The 18695-nt window shown below is 43.7% G+C and carries 16 protein-coding genes; 5 read left to right on the forward strand and 11 right to left on the reverse strand.

Going from position 1 to position 18695, the window contains the following annotated elements; all coding sequences use genetic code 11:
• Positions 1 to 5 precede the first annotated feature (5 nt).
• From CLV32_RS02435 to CLV32_RS02455, 5 genes are all read right to left on the reverse strand, one after another.
• On the reverse strand, positions 6 to 3062 hold the full coding sequence (locus CLV32_RS02435) for a SusC/RagA family TonB-linked outer membrane protein (protein WP_133552032.1): 3057 nt from the start codon (positions 3060 to 3062) through the stop codon (positions 6 to 8).
• A 266-nt stretch (positions 3063 to 3328) separates the two neighbouring features.
• On the reverse strand, positions 3329 to 5959 hold the full coding sequence (locus CLV32_RS02440) for a glycoside hydrolase family 3 C-terminal domain-containing protein (RefSeq protein WP_243732221.1): 2631 nt from the start codon (positions 5957 to 5959) through the stop codon (positions 3329 to 3331).
• A gap of 141 nt (positions 5960 to 6100) precedes the next feature.
• Positions 6101 to 7099, reverse strand: a complete 999-nt coding sequence (locus CLV32_RS02445; RefSeq protein WP_133552034.1) for a PAS domain S-box protein — start codon at positions 7097 to 7099, stop codon at positions 6101 to 6103.
• Positions 7100 to 7239: 140 nt separating this feature from the next.
• Entirely contained in the window at positions 7240 to 7452 is a 213-nt protein-coding gene (locus CLV32_RS02450) for a helix-turn-helix domain-containing protein (protein WP_133552036.1), read from the reverse strand.
• A gap of 4 nt (positions 7453 to 7456) precedes the next feature.
• Entirely contained in the window at positions 7457 to 7996 is a 540-nt protein-coding gene (locus CLV32_RS02455) for a DUF2975 domain-containing protein (protein ID WP_133552038.1), read from the reverse strand.
• Positions 7997 to 8260: 264 nt separating this feature from the next.
• Between CLV32_RS02455 and CLV32_RS02460 the strand changes: the two genes are divergently transcribed.
• Positions 8261 to 8776 (forward strand): RidA family protein, encoded by a 516-nt coding sequence (locus CLV32_RS02460; protein ID WP_133552040.1) that lies wholly within the window; start codon positions 8261 to 8263, stop codon positions 8774 to 8776.
• A gap of 36 nt (positions 8777 to 8812) precedes the next feature.
• Positions 8813 to 9589 (forward strand): alpha/beta hydrolase, encoded by a 777-nt coding sequence (locus tag CLV32_RS02465; RefSeq protein WP_133552042.1) that lies wholly within the window; start codon positions 8813 to 8815, stop codon positions 9587 to 9589.
• Positions 9590 to 9694: 105 nt separating this feature from the next.
• Here the strand turns inward: CLV32_RS02465 and CLV32_RS02470 are convergent, their stop codons facing one another.
• A complete protein-coding gene (locus CLV32_RS02470) occupies positions 9695 to 10261 on the reverse strand; it encodes a chemotaxis protein CheB (RefSeq protein ID WP_133552044.1) in 567 nt (188 codons plus the stop codon).
• A gap of 107 nt (positions 10262 to 10368) precedes the next feature.
• On the opposite strand from CLV32_RS02470, the gene CLV32_RS02475 reads away from it, so the two are divergent.
• Positions 10369 to 10545, forward strand: a complete 177-nt coding sequence (locus tag CLV32_RS02475) for a DUF3606 domain-containing protein (RefSeq protein ID WP_133552046.1) — start codon at positions 10369 to 10371, stop codon at positions 10543 to 10545.
• 32 nt (positions 10546 to 10577) lie between these two features.
• Here the strand turns inward: CLV32_RS02475 and CLV32_RS02480 are convergent, their stop codons facing one another.
• Positions 10578 to 11012, reverse strand: coding sequence for an SRPBCC domain-containing protein (locus CLV32_RS02480; protein ID WP_133552048.1), 435 nt, complete (start codon positions 11010 to 11012; stop codon positions 10578 to 10580).
• A 181-nt stretch (positions 11013 to 11193) separates the two neighbouring features.
• Here CLV32_RS02480 and CLV32_RS02485 point away from each other — a divergent pair, with 181 nt between their 5' ends.
• On the forward strand, positions 11194 to 12939 hold the full coding sequence (locus tag CLV32_RS02485; protein ID WP_133552050.1) for a tetratricopeptide repeat protein: 1746 nt from the start codon (positions 11194 to 11196) through the stop codon (positions 12937 to 12939).
• On the opposite strand, the gene CLV32_RS02490 is transcribed toward CLV32_RS02485, so the two are convergent.
• Positions 12920 to 14146, reverse strand: coding sequence for an AGE family epimerase/isomerase (locus tag CLV32_RS02490; RefSeq protein ID WP_243732222.1), 1227 nt, complete (start codon positions 14144 to 14146; stop codon positions 12920 to 12922). The genes CLV32_RS02485 and CLV32_RS02490 overlap by 20 nt on opposite strands.
• Before the next feature lie 298 nt (positions 14147 to 14444).
• On the opposite strand from CLV32_RS02490, the gene CLV32_RS02495 reads away from it, so the two are divergent.
• Entirely contained in the window at positions 14445 to 15320 is an 876-nt protein-coding gene (locus tag CLV32_RS02495; protein WP_133552051.1) for an AraC family transcriptional regulator, read from the forward strand.
• Between the two features lies 1 nt (position 15321).
• On the opposite strand, the gene CLV32_RS02500 is transcribed toward CLV32_RS02495, so the two are convergent.
• From CLV32_RS02500 to CLV32_RS02510, 3 genes are all read right to left on the reverse strand, one after another.
• Complete coding sequence (locus CLV32_RS02500; protein ID WP_133552053.1) at positions 15322 to 16470, reverse strand: esterase; 1149 nt, start codon at positions 16468 to 16470, stop codon at positions 15322 to 15324.
• Between the two features lie 12 nt (positions 16471 to 16482).
• The gene (locus CLV32_RS02505) at positions 16483 to 17502 is read right to left on the reverse strand and encodes a glycoside hydrolase family 26 protein (RefSeq protein WP_133552055.1); all 1020 of its coding nucleotides are present in this window, start codon (positions 17500 to 17502) and stop codon (positions 16483 to 16485) included.
• 62 nt (positions 17503 to 17564) lie between these two features.
• Positions 17565 to 18686: a glycoside hydrolase family 18 protein gene (locus tag CLV32_RS02510; RefSeq protein ID WP_133552057.1), complete on the reverse strand. Its 1122-nt coding sequence runs from the start codon at positions 18684 to 18686 to the stop codon at positions 17565 to 17567.
• Positions 18687 to 18695: the final 9 nt, after the last annotated feature.

Raw genomic sequence — 18695 nt, forward strand, 5'->3', positions numbered from 1 at the left:
AATAATTAAAAGGTTGCATTAATACCGGCAGTCATCAATTTCGTCATCGGGAAGTTTTCTGATCCACCGCGCTCAGGATCGTACTCTTTGATACGATCTTTAGAGAACGTGAAATAGTTCTTGGCGTTCGCATAAATACGGAAGCTTTTGAAAGCACCACCGAACAGTGTTTTAGGTAAGGTATATCCTAAAGTGATATCGCGGATTCTGACGAAAGAGCCATTGGTATAGTTCATGGTCGACGTATACAGAAAACCTCCGTTTGCATTTGGACGTGGATAAATACCTGAGGGATTTTCAGGAGTCCAGTAGTTTAAGCCGGCAGCTGCGGTGTTTTCGCCATAGTTGGTTTTAACACCAAGAAAATCTGGCGCGATCATCTGACCGATTCTCGCAAATACATACACATTGAAGTCAAAGTTTTTATAGCGCACCGTATTATCTATACCGCCGCTCCATTTTGGCCTTGACGTGCCAAGCACGATCCTATCATTTGTAGCGTCGATCTTTCCATCTCCATTCTGGTCTTTCACTCTGATTGATCCTGGCAGCTGACCAAATTTTGCTGCTTCTGCTGCTTCGCTTGTTTGCCAGATCCCCAGTTTTTCGTAATCATAATAAACCTGGATCGGCTGACCGAGAAATAAGCCCGAGGCGATATCATTTACCCCTTCAGTAACAAGTTCCTTGATTTTCTCTTTATTTTTTGTGAAGGTTACCGTAGTAGACCAGGTCCAGTCTTTTCCCTGCACATTCGCAGATGTTAAGCTGAGCTCAATTCCTTTGTTATTTGTTTTTCCAACATTCTGAACGGTTGTAGATACGCCAGAACTTGCAGGTAGCCTCCTTGGCAATAGTAAATCATTGGTATTGGTGTTATACACATCAACTGTACCCGTTAACCTGTTATTGAGGAAACCAAAGTCAAGTCCCAGATCTATAGTGCTAGATTTTTCCCATCTCAGGTCAGGATTTCCAATCTGGGTACTATAGGCATAACCTGGTGCCAGTACTTCACCAAAAGAATACGGGTTTCTTGTGAGCACACTCTGTGTAACATAAGGCTCATAAGGATCGTTTCCAGCAACGCCGTAACTCACACGGAATTTCAGGTCGCTGATCGTCTTGTTATCTTTTAAAAAGGATTCTTCGCTTACGCGCCATGCAGCGGCAGCCGAGGGGAAGAAGGTCCATTTACTACCTTCAGTTAATTTTGATGACCCATCATTCCTTCCTGTCAATGTTAACAGGTATTTACTTTTGTACGAATAGTTGACCCTACCGGCTACAGAAAGGATATCCTGACGAGAGTAAGCGGTATTGGAAATCAATCCACTTGTTGCACCGCCAAGTCCGTAGAAAATCTGTGATCCAAGCAGCTGTCCGTCGCCCTGTGCAGAACCACTATCAGCAGTCCGGTTTTGGAGTCCGCCGATAGCTGTTAAGGTCAACGAGTGATCGCCGATAGTTTTGTTATAGTTTACAATAGTTTCGAAAAGCAGATCTGTTGAGCCCGAAGTATTGTACTGGGATCTTGCCGCAGATCCACCTCTGTTAAGCGAGTTTACACCGTAGTAATAGCCTGTTCTGGTATTGAAAAGGTTGGCTGTAAAATTTGAGCGGATGCTTAATCCTGCCAATGGTGTCAGTTCTGCATAGATCGTTCCGAAGCTCCTGTTGTTTCTTCCTTCGCCAGCATAAACACCCGGTTGTTCATCTGAAAGCGGGCTGAAGGCACCGCCTGGAATTGGTTGCAACAGGAAGTTTCCATTGGCATCAAAAGCAGAGCCGAGAGGAATCATCTTGTTGGCAGCATTTAAAGGATCGCCCCGCAGGTGCTGTTTATAGTACACAATCTGTGCCTGGATCCCTGCCTTGAAGATCTTGCTGATCGTCTGATCCACGTTCATCCTTGCTGAATAGCGACTGAGGTCGTCAAGCTTGAAAACCCCTTTCTCTTTATAGAAGTCGCCAGAGAAATAAATCTTAGTTTTCTCTGTCCCTGAAGTAACACTAAACTGATGATCCTGCTGCAAACCGCTATGGATCAAAAGATCATGGTAATCAGTCCAGGTATTAGAAGCTATTGCGGCAATTTCTGTAGGGTTAAAAATTGCAGGATCATTTGCCGTGCTGGTCCACCTTCCTGCAGCGCGGTTTGCTTCGCGCTTCCAGGCTACATATTCAGGCCCTGTTGCCAGCGTTGGAACGCGTGAAACATCAGACACGCCTACATAGCTGTTGGCACTAACTGTAGTACTTCCATTTGCCCCTCTTTTGGTGGTGATGATGATTACACCATTGGCACCACGTGATCCATAAATAGCGGTTGAAGATGCATCCTTGAGCACATCAATCGATTGCACGTCTGAAGTCGCGATGTCGGCAATGTTCCCATAATAGATCGCGCCATCCACAACGAACAAAGGTGCGTTGCTCCCTGCCAGTGATCTGTTACCACGCAGGGTAATATTGACACCAGATCCTGTCTGGCCGCTGCTTCTGGTAATATCTGCACCTGGGATTTTTCCCTGGATAGATTCCATTACGTTTTGCGCGGGTACGTTTTTCAGGTCTTCGCCTTTAACAGAGGATACTGACCCGGTAAGGTCTCTTTTTTTAACCGTTCCATAACCAATGATGACTACATCATTCAGCACTTTTGAATCTTCGGCAAGTACAATGTTTATTCTTGTCTGGTTATTGATGGGCACTTCGCGGTTAGCATAACCGATATAAGAAAATACCAGCGTTCCGGTACCGTCGGGAACAACAATCTTAAATCGACCTGCAGGATCTGTCATCGCTGCATTTTTTGTTCCCTTTAGCAGTATGCTTACGCCGGGCATAGGAAGTCCCGCAGCATCTTTCACAGTACCTTCTATGGTTAGCTCGGCAAGTTTTTGAGAACTGGACTTAACAGTTGGATTTGGTATTGCATGTTTCGTAACGGCAGCAGCTTTGGCATTGCCTGCAGCAAGCAGGATACAAAGCAATCCTGAGGCATACAAACCTGCATTGACCAATCTGTGTGGCGCATTGCGTGGTTTTAAAATCACCATATTTTTTTCTTGTTAGTAATGAAACCTATTTTGATTGTTGGGTGCAGGGGAAATATTTCCTGCTTCATCGGACAGCAAGGGGCAGCCGGTTGGGGATATGCGTACAGTTCACGTCATAGCTTTACAGTTTAGAGATCTCCCGTTGGAGATCTATGTTTACACTTGGTTTTGTGGAGTTCAAACATAAAGAACAACTTAGCGCCAGAGGTTCAATTTCTGGGCTAAATGTTCTAAAAAATGGTATTTAACAGGGATTAACGCCCCTTTTAATAGATGCTGATCAGCTTACTGATTACATTGCCACTTGTTGGGTTGGGTTCATCTGGCTGGCTCCCTCCGATATTAATGCTGACCTTTCCGGTTATGCTTGCCGAATTGCCATCAGATTTAACATAAGAAAGATCGTCTTTGCTGAGGGTAAAGTTGACCAGCTTTGACTCGCCTGCGGCGAGGCTGATTCTTTTAAATCCTTTCAATGCTTTGATGGCTGTTTTAATGGATTTGTTCTGGTTTAAGACGTACAGCTGCACAACTTCATCCCCTGCTTTTTTGCTGGTATTGGTTACGCGTACCGAGACTTTTACTGGCTTACCTTTTGCCGCAGTTGCCTGTATTTGTAACTGGCTGTATTTAAACGTAGCATAGCTTAATCCATACCCAAAACCATACAATGCTTTACCTTTGAAATACCGGTACGTACGGTTGTCCATATTATAATCGGTGAAGCTGGCCAGGTCGTCATCGCCCTGATAGAAGGTTACCGGCAATCTTCCCGAAGGATTGTAATCGCCAAACAAGATATCTGCTACTGCAGTTCCCGCAGCTTGTCCGCCGTACCAGGCATTCAAAATCGCCGGGATATTTTGTGATTCCCATGGTGTTGCAATGGCGCTGCCGGTCATCATCACAAAAACAACAGGTTTGCCTGTACTATGTAGTGCTTTCATGAGCTCTGTTTGCACTTTGGGCAGCAGGATGGAGGTGCGGTCTCCCCCATCAAATCCAGGATCATTTACCCGCATCGATTCACCTTCCAGTTGTGGTGAGATACCTCCAGCGAAAATAAAGGCATCGGCATTCTTGTGTTTTGCAATGAGCGCGTTGAAATCAGTTTTTACGTATTTACCGATATTAAATTTGAGGTATGCGGTAGCATCGCTTTGCCACATTTCTACAACCAGATTGTATACCTGATCCTTGTTTACCTTGAGGTCTAATTTCTTTTGCTGCCCTTTTTTAGTGCCCCAGTTATCAATAATCAGCTTCCCGTCCAGAAATACACGGCAGCCGTTATCTGCTTCGGCCTCCAGAGATAAGGTCTGATTTTCCGGTGCTTTGAAGCTGGCGCTGTAGCGGGCAGAGAACTCTGCTGCCCTGAGGTTATCGGCAATAACCTCCCCTTCCTGCCAGCTGTGGTTAAAGGTTGTTTCTGTTTTAGTAAATAAAGGTTTGCCGCTTAGTTCTTTATTACTGAAATATTCTGCTTTGATACCCGGCCTGCCTTCAAAAGAAAACTTACCCTCCAATGCCGAAAAATCCAGCAATTCATCACTGGTGAAGGTTGTTGCCTTTTCGTAAACTACCTCGGTATTGGCGCCGAGCTTATTTTTAATCCCCTGGAGGATGGTTACCAGCTTTGATGGATTGCCGTTGTAGTTACCGAGGATGGATAATGGATTGTCAGCATTTGGCCCCAAGACAACGATTTTCCTCATGTTTTTACGCAGCGGAAGCAGGTTATTGTTTTTGAGCAGCACCATTGATTCGCGCGCCATCTTTAGGGCATGCGCCTGATGTTCTTTACTTTCCAAAACAGATTCAGGAACCTGCGCATAAGGAACCATACTTGCAGGATCAAATAGTCCCAGTCGGAATCTGATCATAAATAAGCGCTCTACAGAAATATCAATCTGCTTCTCGGTAATCTTGCCGTCTTTGACGCCCTGCACCAGAGAAAGGTAAGCGCTGTGTCCGCATTCCACATCGGTACTGTGAAATACCGCATCTACGGCAGCAGACTCAGCATCGGGGTGGGTTTTATGTTTTAGAAAAAAATCGTCGATCCCTGCACAGTCCGACGTTACATATCCTGTAAAGCCCCACTGATTGCGTAAAATATCATTCATTAGGATATCGCTGGCACAGCAAGGCTGCGTTCTGAAAGCATTATAGGCACACATTACGCCGGCCACTTTAGAATCTACCACCAGCTTTTTAAACGCAGGAAGATAGGTATCCCAGAGTTCATAGGCCGAAACATCGATATCGAAGTTATGTCGTAAGGGCTCGGGGCCACTGTGTACGGCAAAGTGTTTAGCGCAAGCGGCAGCTTTTAGATATTTGGGATTGTCGCCTTGTAAGCCTTTTACAAAAGCATCGCCCATCATTGCGGTGAGGAATGGATCTTCCCCATAAGTTTCTTGTCCGCGGCCCCAACGTGGATCCCTGAAGATATTGATATTCGGCGTCCAGTAGGTTAAGCCAACATATTTGCCACCTCCCCGCCCGTTGGCGTTTGCTTTATTAAACACTGCCCGGCCTTCTATTGCAGAATAATCTGCCATTTTAAATAGTGCGGGCTCGTCAAATGTTGCTGCCATCGCAATGGCCTGCGGATATACAGTTACGTTGTATGGTGTTCTGGCCACTCCATGTAAGGTCTCATTCCACCAGTCGTACGCGGGAATTCCCAGTCGGGATATGGCGGGTGCAGAGTTGAGCATCTGAGATACCTTTTCTTCGAGGGTAAGGCGGCTCACCAGGTCTGTTACTCTTTTTTCAAAGCTGAGTTTATAATTCTGAAATGGATATTTGAAAGTTTGTGCTTTTCCAGGTTTTGCATTCAGGAGCAGCAACGTCAGTACAAGGGAACTGATCAGGCTTTTGTTCATCATCATTGTATAATTTGGTTGCCAAAAGGGCAAAAGCAAATCTAATGGTGAAGGTTTATAATTGGGTTAGCGTGCTATTCCAGAAATTGATGTAAAAGGTTTAAAAATTGCTCAAACCGGTATAAACTGCCGTTTTTATTAATGCAATCAAATTTTCTGCAAGATCTCTTTCAACACATGGTCCAGTTCTTCGGCTGATACTTTGAGTAAAGGAATTAATTCCTGGATGGCACCGGGATCTTCCCTGTTGACTTCGATCAGAGAGATTAGCCCCAGAATACTTGCCAGCGGACTCCGTACTTTGTGCGACTGTATCCAGGAGATTTCCTGAAGTCGCGCCGCCTGTATTCTAGCAGCCTCAGCAGCTTCAATTTCTGTAGTCCGATCTACGACCATCACCAATCTTGCCGTACGTCCTTCAAAAAATATAGAATTACCTTCTACCAGAACAGAGATGATATCACCGTTTTTCTTTTGATGCCTGACCATGCTTTTGTTCAATATGCCCGGTGTGATCTGCTTACGAAGCGTTTCCTGTAGTAACTCCAGATCGCTCTCGGGCCGGATATCCTTGATGGTCATATTTAGGAATTCCTCCCTGCTATACCCATAATGAGCAATAGCCGCTTCGTTGACGTCCAAAAACTTGAGTGTAGTGAGCTCATAAACCCATTGCGGAACAGGACTCAAGTTGAATAAGTCGCTATACTTTTGTCGTTCCCGCATCAACATCTCCAGGTTTTCTTTGCTCGAGCTGATATCCTTGAAATATACCGAAAGGCCATCTCCCGAAGGGAAAGCAGCTACTTCCAACCAGATATTTTTTGGCCCGAAGTACTCTTCAAAACGAACGGCTATATTTTGATCGCGTGCCCTATGGTATTCTTCAAAGAATTTGAGGGGGACCGCATCCGCATACACCTCCCATAGGTTTAAGCCGATGATCTGGTCTCTCGGTTTATCAAGGAGCCGCTCGGCCTCTTTATTCCAATAGGTAACCGTCCAATTGCCATCTACTTCGAAGAAAGCATCGGTAAAGCTCTCCAGGATATTGGCAATTCGTTTCTGGTATTTAAGCAGTTGTTGCTCAAAATCCTCAGGCTCCTGTTGAGCGCCATCATGTTGTGAAGCGGTAGGCACAGTCATAATTTTTGTAATCGAAAAAGTTCCAAATTACAAAATATTGCAAAAGACCACAATTGAGGTGGAATAAGAATGAAATGAACAATTCGTTCAGGTTGTATTTGGTTATGGAACTTCATGAGGGTGAAGCCATAACCAAATACTTACTCCTTTGTTTCCTGATATTCTAAAAGATCTCCAGGCTGACACTCAAGCACTTTACAAATAGCTTCAAGCGTACTGAAACGCACAGCTTTGGCTTTTCCTGTTTTAAGGATCGAAAGATTGGCCAGGGTTAAATCTACCTTTGTTGAAAGTTCATTCAACGACATTTTTCTCTTGGCCATCATCACATCCAGGTTTACAATAATAGGCATAGCGTTATACAGTTAGTTCGTTTTCAGTCTGGATTTCAATTCCTCTTTTAAATACTTGGGCAATTACAAAGATAATCATTCCCAACAGCACAAATTCGGCTCCTCCGGTTAAATAAGCCTGCAAATTGGGCAAATGCGTAAGCTTTGCATTAATCCAATCTGCGTAGTGGTAAACCATCAAAGTTGAAAAACCAATGATCAGGGCAACGTAACTGATCCGGGATACTAATTCCGCGATGTCTGCACTGAAGGGGTGCATGAAATTGATTTTGGCAAAAATCCTGAGCACAAGATATACGAGAAAGGCTTGTAAGCCCCAAATTGCGATTACCAGTGAAACCAGGGTAACGTAATGAGGTAGTTGATTGGCATAAAGGGCAGATAGGTCGAGTCCTCTATACAGGTTATGCGCTGCAATGGCACTGCTGGTCAGGCTTACCACAAATGAAAATATTAACGCACCCGTTTTCAGGCATACGCCTACAAACAACACCCAGCATACCACGTGCATCACTTTTAAGATTTTTTTAGTTTTTGTTTCCATATCCGTTTAAATAAAATTAACGAGACAATTATAGATAAATATTTATTGATAATCAACAAATAAAGATTAATTTTCAATAAATAAGTCTGTGCTATCGAATTGCTATGATGCATTGAAGGGATCGAGACTTGGTTTCGTTAGCCAAAGCGTCAATTTACGATATAAAGTAATCTTCAATCACGCCATTTACAAACAACACACTAACAAACAATCACTTAGCCCTGAGGCATAGTAATTGAATACCCCTAACAGTATCTAAACGACATGAAACCACCACTACTTATTTTTTTTATCCTGATAGCCTTAACCGCATCTGCTCAGCGCCCCGAAGCGGTATTCACCAGGGAAAATATGGTATTGCCGGCGATACCCACCCCCATAGGTAATTACACCAGCGTTGTCCGGGTAGGCAACCTGTTATTCCTTTCTGGAAGGGGACCGATGCAACTGGATGGAACCTATGTTGTCGGAAAGCTGGTTAAGGATCTCAGTGTACAACAGGGATATGATGCGGCTAAGCTTTGCGCCCTTGCCCAGTTGGCGGTGTTGAAGGCCGAACTGGGAGAACTCTCCAGAATTAAACGGATCGTAAAGGTTACAGGCTTTATAAACGGCGTAGACACCTTTACCGATCAACCTAAAGTAATTAACGGATTTTCAGATATGATGGTCGCAGTTTTTGGAAACATTGGCATCCATACAAGGTCTGCTGTTGGCGTTTCCAGTTTACCCGGCGGCTGGCCTGTAGAGGTAGAAATGATTGTAGAATTAAAAGAATAAACAAATAATAAACTCACCCCCTTAAACAAACAAAAAATGAAAACGATTTCAATTAAAAATGCTTTCCTGACAGCTGCAATGGCACTGGGATTATTAAGCACCGTTGCCGTAGCACAGACTACAGCTAAAGTAAAGAACATTGTAATTGTGCATGGCGCCTTTGCAGATGGCTCAGGTTTTAAAAGTGTGTTCGATATCCTGACCAAGCAGGGTTACAATGTATCTGTAGTGCAAAATCCACTAACTTCGTTAAAGGACGATGTTGATGCAGCCAACAGAATCATCGACAAACAAGATGGCCCGGTTATTCTGGTTGGACACTCCTGGGGAGGTTCTGTAATTACCCAGGCTGGAAACAACCCAAAAGTTGTTGGTTTGGTTTACATCGCAGCATTTGCACCAAACAGTGGCGAAAACACCTTACAGTGGGCCAGCTCATTACCTCCGGCACCTGAAAATGGGATTTTAGCACCAGATGCAAATGGTGTGATCTATTTTGATAAAGCGAAGTTTCACGCAGGTTTTTGCGCCGATTCTAGTCCGGAGTTAGCGGCTTTTATGTATGCTTCTCAAGGTCCGATCTTTGGCAGGTGTTTCATGGATAAAATCGAAACTGCGGCTTATCTTACTAAACCAGCATACGGTATTGTTGCTACCGAAGACAAAGCCATCAACCCGGATATCGAACGCAACATGTATAAAAACGGCAAGTTTTTTTACGTTACGGAAGTCAAAGGAAGTCACACTATTTTCATCTCACAACCGGCAAAAGTATCTGCAGTGATTGTGAAGGCAGCAAACGGCAGTAAATAAGCAATATATATTCCAGGTTCAATTTGGCCCCTGTCAGACTTTCGTTTGCAGGGGTTTTCTTGTTTTACGAAACCTGCTCCTGGAAAAGTAAGTTCCATAAATACCCTACAGGAAAAACATTCTATTGAGGCTCAGCGCAAGTTCTTTTGGCGACTGTATCTCTTTTGGATGATCGCCTTCAATGATCGCATTTGGCATCCCCTTAACGGTTGCTGTTGCCGGATCCTGAACCATAACTACTCCGCCTTCCTGACTTATTGATTTTGCCCCTTCCAGTCCGTCACTTCCTGCGCCTGAAAAAATGATAACGATAGAATTTGTATCATGAGTTGCAGCAAGTGATTCGAAAAATTCATCCACAGCGTAATTGATAATTTCTGTTCCCCTTGGCTCGGTATGGATGTGGCCATCCACTATTTTAAGCGTCTTATTTTCTATCAGCACGTAGACCTTTGAACGTTCAATTTTAGTATCTGCTTCAACCCGCAGCACAGGCAATTTAGTATGTCGTTGCAGGATTTCGTCCAGTTTACTTTTAAAATCACGGTGAAGATGGACCGTGACAATAAAGGCCACAGGTATGTCAGGAGAAACATGATCGAAAAATTCTGTTAACGCATCAATACCGCCTGCCGAGGCGCCGAGGCCGACAACTGTTACTTCATTATTCATACGGCAAATTGTAATTTATTACAATAACACATTGCAGGAATAATGTTTTAAAAAAATAAACCTTTAAAACAGGAAAGGTGTTATAGCAGCAATTAAAACCTTTCGATATGGCAGATGACAAAAGCAAACAGGACGGTCGTGACGATAGCAAGATCGATTCAAACGACCCAAATGAGGTTGAATATGCAGCAAAACAATTTGGTGTGTCCGCCTCAGAAATAAGAGAAGCAATTAAGCAAGTGGGAAGTTCACGGGAAGCTGTGAAAAAGCATCTTGGGAAATAAGAAATAAGCCTTTCAAAATCGAAAGGCTTATTTTATTTTTCTGCAAGTTTCTTTACAATTGCCATGGCTTTAGGCCAGGCATTGGTAAAATAGTCCAGGTGTTCTTCTGGCGCATCTACTTCAACCAGCCACTCAGTTTGATCGCCATCACGCTTGAGTGTATAGTTTTCAAAACCGGCCCACTGTGTGGCTTGTTTACTTTCCACATCTTCTACCCCATCTTTTATCATTCCATTATGTTTAATGGATAAAAACTCATTTGGAATGTGCTCAGCAATCTCTGATACCATACCCATTCCACTCCCATCGGTAAAAAGCGCCTTACTCCCTTTTTTCCAATCTGTGACGGCTATAGAACCCGGTGCAAAAGGCGTTGTCCACTGTGTATAAGTATCTTCACCGAGCAGGATATCCCATATTTTTTCTTTTGAAGCCTTAATCAGAATATTAAAATGTTGCTTAACCATAGTTTCGGTTTTTAGGTTGATGAATCTGTTAATCCAAATTTACTGCCTGAAGAGGTAAAACAAGGTGGGAAGCCGGACAAATTACAGGGGCATTTGTGCCCGTTTTATTTATAAAGATAGCGTTTGTTTTCCTCAGATAAATTCGCTATATTACTCATTATAAACAAATAAGCGCTTTGTGATGAAATTAAAATATCCAGTTGTCAGTTCTATATTGTTGTTGATCTTTTTTATAACAGCTCAGTCTTTTTACAGCGGGTATGTTCGAAAGAAACCTACAGTAAATGTCGCATATTCGTTTAAAGGCTTTAACAGGGTCGCTGCATTCTGCGCACCGATGTATGAGGATGATGATACTGCCGCTAACATTCCATTGTTAACCGGATGGGGTAATTATAAATTCAAGATCACGACCAAATCTGATAGTGCACAGATCTATTTTAACCAGGGCCTGAGTATGTACTATTCTTTTCATACCATCGAAGCCATTGCGTCATTCACCAAAGCTACACACCTGGATCCTTCATCTGCGATGGCCTGGTACGGTAAGTCATTAGCGATGGGGCCTACAATCAACTATCCAAACGGTTATGTTCCGCCGAAAGGCGCATATGAAGCTTCCATAAAAGCCAAACTCCTGAAGGGTAATGCTACACCGGTGGAACAGGCATTGATTACCGCAATGGAACAGCGTTACAGCAGCGACACCACCGTATCAGTAAAACAGCTGAGAACAAACTATGCAAATGCCATGCATGCTGTGTACACCAAATATCCGGATAATGTGGATGTGATGACTTTGTATGCAGACGCACTGATGTTACTCCATCCCTGGGACCTGTATGCACATGATTTTACGCCAAGGCCATGGACACCTGAAATACGGAGCTTACTGGAAAAAGCGATTGCAATTTCTTCAAAGCATCCTGGTGCGAATCATTATTATATCCATACCATGGAGCCCTCAGCCACACCTCAGCTTGCTAATGGCAGCGCACATCTGTTAGATACCCTGATGCCCCTGGTTTCGCACATCACCCACATGCCTTCGCATATTTATCTCCGCACCGGCGATTTTGAACGCGGTATTAAAGACAACGATGTCGCTATCGCCGGATTTAATATTTATCAAAAGCAGTATGCGCCGGTAATGAACGGATTTGGCCTGTATGTAGCACACAATATGCACCTTAAGCTTGCCTGCGCGCAAATGGCTGGCGCCTATGGTACTGCAAGCACAACTGCTGATAAACTTAAAAAAAGTATCCCTGCAGACTATCTGGGCATGAAGGGTGCCGACGGCAACTTTGTGCAGTCCATCTATATGGAGCCTGCTATTACCGCTATTCGGTTTGGTAAATGGGACGATGCAATAAAGGCAAAGCCTGTTGATTCGTTACCCTATGCTTCCCTCCTGGCACATTTTGCAAGAGGAATCGCCTGGTCGGCAAAAGGTGATGCCGCCAAAGCAAGACAGGAACTCAAACTATTGGACACAAAAATGCGCGATACTTCTTTAAGGGCAAGAATGGATAACTTCAGCACAGCATTGGAATCGGCAACGGTTGCACGACTCATTTTACTGGGTGTTATTGCTGATAGGGAAAAGCAATATGCCTCCGCCATCGCCTTCTTACGAAAGGCTGTGGATACTGAAGACAAGATTACTTATGGCGAGCCCCGCGACTGGCCTTTACCCGCCCGACAATATCTTGGGCAGACTTTACTAAAGGCGGGTAAAAATGATGAAGCAATTGCTGTATTTAAACAGGATTTAGTAATCAACCCGAATAATGGCTGGGCGTTAAATGGCTTGCTCCAGGCCTACCAAAGCACGGGAAAGACCACTGCCCTGGCGGCAACACAGCTTAGTTTAAAAAATGCCTGGAAGTTGAAGGATTTACCGATTACGACCTCAGTTTTTTAATCACATGATCCGTTCTGTGGATCAGTTCAATGCAGGCACGACTGTTATGATACGGGCATTTCCAAAGTCCTACCTTATCTTCACCAGCGATGCGGGAATGATCTGCATGCACCCCCCAGATCCATTCGCCATTCTGCTTGTCGAGGATATAGTCTTGAATGAAATTCCAGATCTGATCACAGGTATTGAGGTAAATTTCTTCTCCTGACAATTCCCATGCGTTAAAGAAGCCTACCATTGCCTCTGCCTGTACCCACCAGTGTTTATCAGCATCCAGATGTTGACTAACAGGATCATATTCATAGTTCATCCCGCCGTCAGGATCCATCCCCTTCAGGGCTGCTTTAGCGATGCGTACGGCAGTAGCCTCAGTTTCAAGTAGCACTGACGCATCACCTATTGCTTTTGCGGCCTCCAGCAGCAACCATGATGCTTCAATGTCGTGCCCGTAAGAGATCTGCTGCGATTTTAAATTCCAGTTTTCGTCAAAGAACAGTTGTAGATGGTCATCGGCACCTATAATAAATTCATTAAACACACTGATCAGACCAATCAACTGCGTACGCAGGTTTCCATCAGGCCATACACTATAAAGACAGGTGTATGCCTCCAATATATGTAGCAACGTGTTCATCGTTTTCTTTTCATTCGCGTCTTTGTCGCTGAGCCTTAAGTCAGGAATTTCCTGCCAGTCGCGGGTAAAAGCTTCCAAATATCCTCCCTTTAACTGATCAAAGCTGTGTGTTTCAATAACTGAAAACAGTGATTTAGCCAGTTCCAATGCCGCCTCCTTCCTGGAGGCTTTATAGTATTCTGCAAGACCATAAATCGTAAAAGCTATTGCGTAAATCTGCTTCTTTGTATCCAAGGGATTTCCAAGATGGTCTACCGTCCAATACACGCCCCCATACTCCTTATCCACAAAATAAGTGGCTATGTAATCAAAACTCCTATTGGCGAGCTCCAGATAATTGGGATTTGCATTTAGGTTATATGCAGCGGAGAAGCTCCACAATATTCTTGCATTCAGCACTGATCCCTTTGCAGCGTCTGAATGAGCAAGTTCATGTTCATCAATCTGCCCGATATAGCCTCCATGTAACTCATCTAAAGTATGCTTTCCCCAGTAGTCTAAAATACTTTTCAATTCAGCAGCCTGTGCATCCCTAAAACTTTCCATAGTGGCTATTTGCAGTTCTCTATCCATACAGGATCAAATGTAATTGCACTTGCACATTTATTATAATACTTTTTTACCATTATCAAATGTAAATCTGCTTATCCGATAGCTGATTGTATCTTATCAAAAGTTAGTATTATTTTAACACAACCCTTCACAATAAAAATCAGATAAAATCCATTTTACAGGTTTATTCAGCGAAAGCGCATTATTTTGATAACGATAACCATATGCGTATACGTATCAATTTAACCCACCTTTAACAGATCAACTTTCAAGACAATACTATTTTAACTAAATTGCTGGCACCAAATACAAATCTAATATGTTAAAAAATGTAATCAGGGAGATCACTCCACTTACTCAGAACGACTGTTTTACTATCTTTTCCAGAAAGAAAACAGAGTTTGATTTTCCCCTGCATAACCACGAGGACATGGAATTGAACCTGGTGTTAAATGCCAGCGGAGCAAAAAGAATCGTGGGGGATCACATTGGAGAAATCGACGACATGGAGCTGGTTCTTGTGGGATCAAATCTCTCACATGGATGGTTTAACCACAATTGCACCAGTAAGGATATCAGGGAAGTCACCATTCAATTCCACAAAGATTTACTGGATGATAAGTTCCTGAAAAGAAACCAACTGGCATATATCAGGAACATGTTTGAGAACGCTAAACGAGGGGTTCTTTTTTCCAGGGAGACAATAGAGCGTATTGCACCGAGACTGTTGGGCTTAAGCAACATCAATGGATTTGACTCGATACTTGAATTATTTTCGATGCTGCACGATCTTTCTATTTCGCGCGATAGCAAGCTATTGTCAGACGCTACATTCACTAAAGAAGAATTTAATTATAACAGTCGCAGGATTGAGAAAGTATTTGAATACATGAATGCCAATTTCAACAAGCTTATTACGCTTTCTGAAGTGGCGAAAATTGCACATATGCCCGAAGCATCCTTCAGCCGCTTTATCAAGAAAAGAACAGGATATACGTTCATTGACAGCCTCAATGAAATCAGGCTGGGACATGTATCGCGAATGCTGATCGACACCACGCAGTCGGTAGCGGAAATTGCCTTTAAATGTGGGTTTAATAACATGGCTAATTTCAACCGCACATTCAAAAGCAAGAAAGGTTGTACCCCGATAGAGTTCCGCGAAAACTATCAGGGTAAGCGGGTATTTATCTGATTTAGAAAAGTCGCTGCATAAATCCAGCAAGTTGCTCACGCCAGAATCGCCATTCGTGACCTCCGGCGCTTTGATGAAACTCATGCTGAATCTGCTTTTCGGTAAGCGTATAGTCGAGCGCAACATGCCCCTGGAATCGGGGATCATCTTTTCCGCATGCAATCCACAATAATTTAAGCTTGCTGTTTACCGTTGAGGGGTCATTGAATATACCCGGTATGCGTTCGTTGATATCGAACTTATTATCGCTGAGCAAGCCCGCACTAAATTCGCCAACATAGTTAAAGGTCTGGAGGTTTTTCAAGCCAATTAAATAGGCCTGACCTCCTCCCATAGACAATCCCGCAATGGCCCGAGCTTCTTTTTTGGGTATCACCCTGTAGTTTTTCTCCATGTATGGAATCACATCCCTAAGCAATTCTGCTTCAAGCTGCGCTACACCTGCTTTGGTACTTCCGCCAGCCCATGTTCCGTCAGTTAAGCCATTTGTCATTACTATAAGCATTGGTTTAGCTTTTTGCGCAGCAATCAGATTTTCCAGGATGACATCAGCCTTCCCCGCAGCCTGTGTCCAACTTGTCTCATTATCGCCGCCACCATGGCGCAGGTATAATACCGGAAATTGTCGTTTTTGATCAGACTGATAGGAAGGAGGCAAAAAGACGACCATGCCGCGAGGCTTCTTAAGCTCGCTGGATTGGTATTTAATCTGTTGCAGAATACCATGCGGCACCAGCTGCACTTCGTCAAATCGCGCAGGCATTCCCGGAACCTCCACTACACTTCCATATACCTCGGTACCGACTTTTAAGACCGGGTTTTTAGGATCGGGCATGCTCAACCCGTCTACGTTATACTGATAAGAATAGATACCGGGAGCCACAGCCGGTATGGTTATCTCCCAATTTCCTGACTTGTCTTTGGTCATAGCCTTAGGCACGATATCCCATTCTCCGAAAGATAAGTTTACCGTAGTAGCTTTTGGCGCAAGTAAGCGGAACGTAATGGTCCGATCTGTATGTACTACCGGTGAATAAGGAGCTGACGCTGGTCCCCACCACCCTTGTACACTATAGGTATTTTCGGGTTTTTGGGCATAGGTTGCTAGAGCCAGCAACACGTGCAGGCAGCAAATGACAAGTTTTTTCATGGTGTTGTTTTTTTACCAGCCCTTCATCTGATCAAGCGTGATCACATTGGGTGCATGTATTAATGTGTTGATTTCCGGGATCGTGTTATGGCTGAATACCAACTCTGACCAGCCCATAAAGAAAGTCCATTTTGGTTGTTTTGCAAGGATCTCTGCAGTAGGATATTTTTGGCATTCGCCGATTGCTATAGGCTTATTACTGCCTGCCTTTACCATAATATCATATTTCTGCTGACTAAATCCACTTTTATCGTCGTAGATATCAAGTGCAGCAACGTCCCAGTAGTCGGTACCTGGATTATAGACCACCGCATCGTTGGCAAGCGTGCCGAAGTCCTGGATATCCCAAACCCAGATCAGATTATCCAAGCCTTTTTTCTTAGTCAGGTAGTCGTGCGTCAGTTGATATAATTTCAATGTACCCGTTTTACCTGGTCTTCCTCCCCACCAGAAAACACCCTGGTTCATCTCGTGTAAGGGCCTGAACAAAACCTCTACCTTTTGATCTTTGAGTTGCTGCAGATAACCGGCAACCTCATCCATCATATCTTTCCAACGGAGATTGATTTTACTGCCATCGGTAAGCAATTCCTCCCATTGCGCATTGCTGAGTTTACTGAGCACTCCCTGTTTGTCCCAGCCACATGGTTGTTCCAAAGCGGGATTGCAGGCATGCCACATGATATTTACAATGGCACCTTTTTTCCATTGTACGGCAGCCTCATCAATCATTTTCTGCCTGTTGGCGATATTTTCGGCCTGAAAAAGGAAGTCACCGCTCCAAAGACCAGGGAATTTCCCTGTTGTCTTATTCACCTCATCCGTCCATGCAGCTGGCGTTGCATTAGGCTCTCTATTGTGGATCCCTGCGATAGTCCCTTTACCGGAAATCTCGTATAAATAATTTAAGGATTTAAAACGTGTTGGTCCTTTAACAGCCTGCCTAACAGTTTTCACTTTCTGCTGTGCAGAGCTCAGGGAAACACTCAGACTGAGGCATAATAAAATGGTAAAACAGGGATTTACTTTCATAATATCCAAAAATAAGTACTGTTGCCACAAACAACTAATCGTATTTTACCATAATCATATACTCAATTGACAGCCTTTTTCTTGAGGAGATAGTTGTGAATTTCTGTCAATAAATACCCTTTTAGATCAGAGTCATGCTCCCAGTACATCACACCCGCCATATCTTTCCGTAAAACATAGGCACATTTTTCCTTTACAGAGCGCCGGTCATCATACGCAATAAAATGCCGGTCCTGCTTGTTAAAAAGGTATGGCACTTTCGCCTTGCGATCCCAAAATTTCTTATACCCTTTTTTATTTTCCAGGCTATCGCTGATAAATGTGAAGCCTCCGGATTTGATACTGCTGATAACTTTGCGCCCCAAGCCGTGATTGACAGCATCTTCTACTTCATAACCACGACCGTAAAAAGGAATTCCCATAACGAGCTTTTCGGCAGGAACACCAGCTTTTGTAAAATCATTAAAAGCCTTATCTGCGGAGTTTTCTGATCCGTAGTCTGCCGTAGGATACAGATTGCTTTGGTGCACTGAGGGTGAACCACCAAAATCATAGGTCATGAGGTTTACGTAGTCCAGATATTTCTGCACTTCCCCCATGTCAGTATGCGATACAAATCCAGGAAAGGCACCCACGGCGGTAGTAAGCAGGTACGACTTCCTTGTTATCTGCTGCAATGAATCGAGTTGTTCACGCAGGGTTTTAAACATCAGGGTATAGTTTTGCTTATCCTCAAGCCTGAACACATTTCCAGCTGCCCCATGCAGTCCGGGGTACTCCCAGTCGATATCTATTCCATCAAGATTATACCTTTCTATGATTCCTACAGCGCTTTTAGCGAAAGTAAGCCTGCTGGTATCACTGAGCATGGCGTCAGAGAACTTCCCGCTCCAGGTCCAGCCACCTATGGAAATCAAGATCTTAATGTCTTTATTTCGCTGTCTCAGCGCATTGAGATTCCTGAAGTTAACAGTATCTGTACGTTCCTGATGCAACCAGGCTTTGTTATCTTTAATATCTACAAAGGCGTAATTGATATGGGTTAGTTTTTCTACTTCAATAGCAGCGGTATTTACAAGTCCACGATACCCGCCAACATAGCCTATTACTACCTTTTTCTTCCCTACCTTAAAACCAAAGGATAGGCAGATCAACACCAAAATACTGTACCTGGCTACTTTCATAAAAGACAT

Source organism: Pedobacter duraquae (genome assembly GCF_004362245.1).
Classification (GTDB): Bacteria; Bacteroidota; Bacteroidia; order Sphingobacteriales; family Sphingobacteriaceae; genus Pedobacter; species Pedobacter duraquae.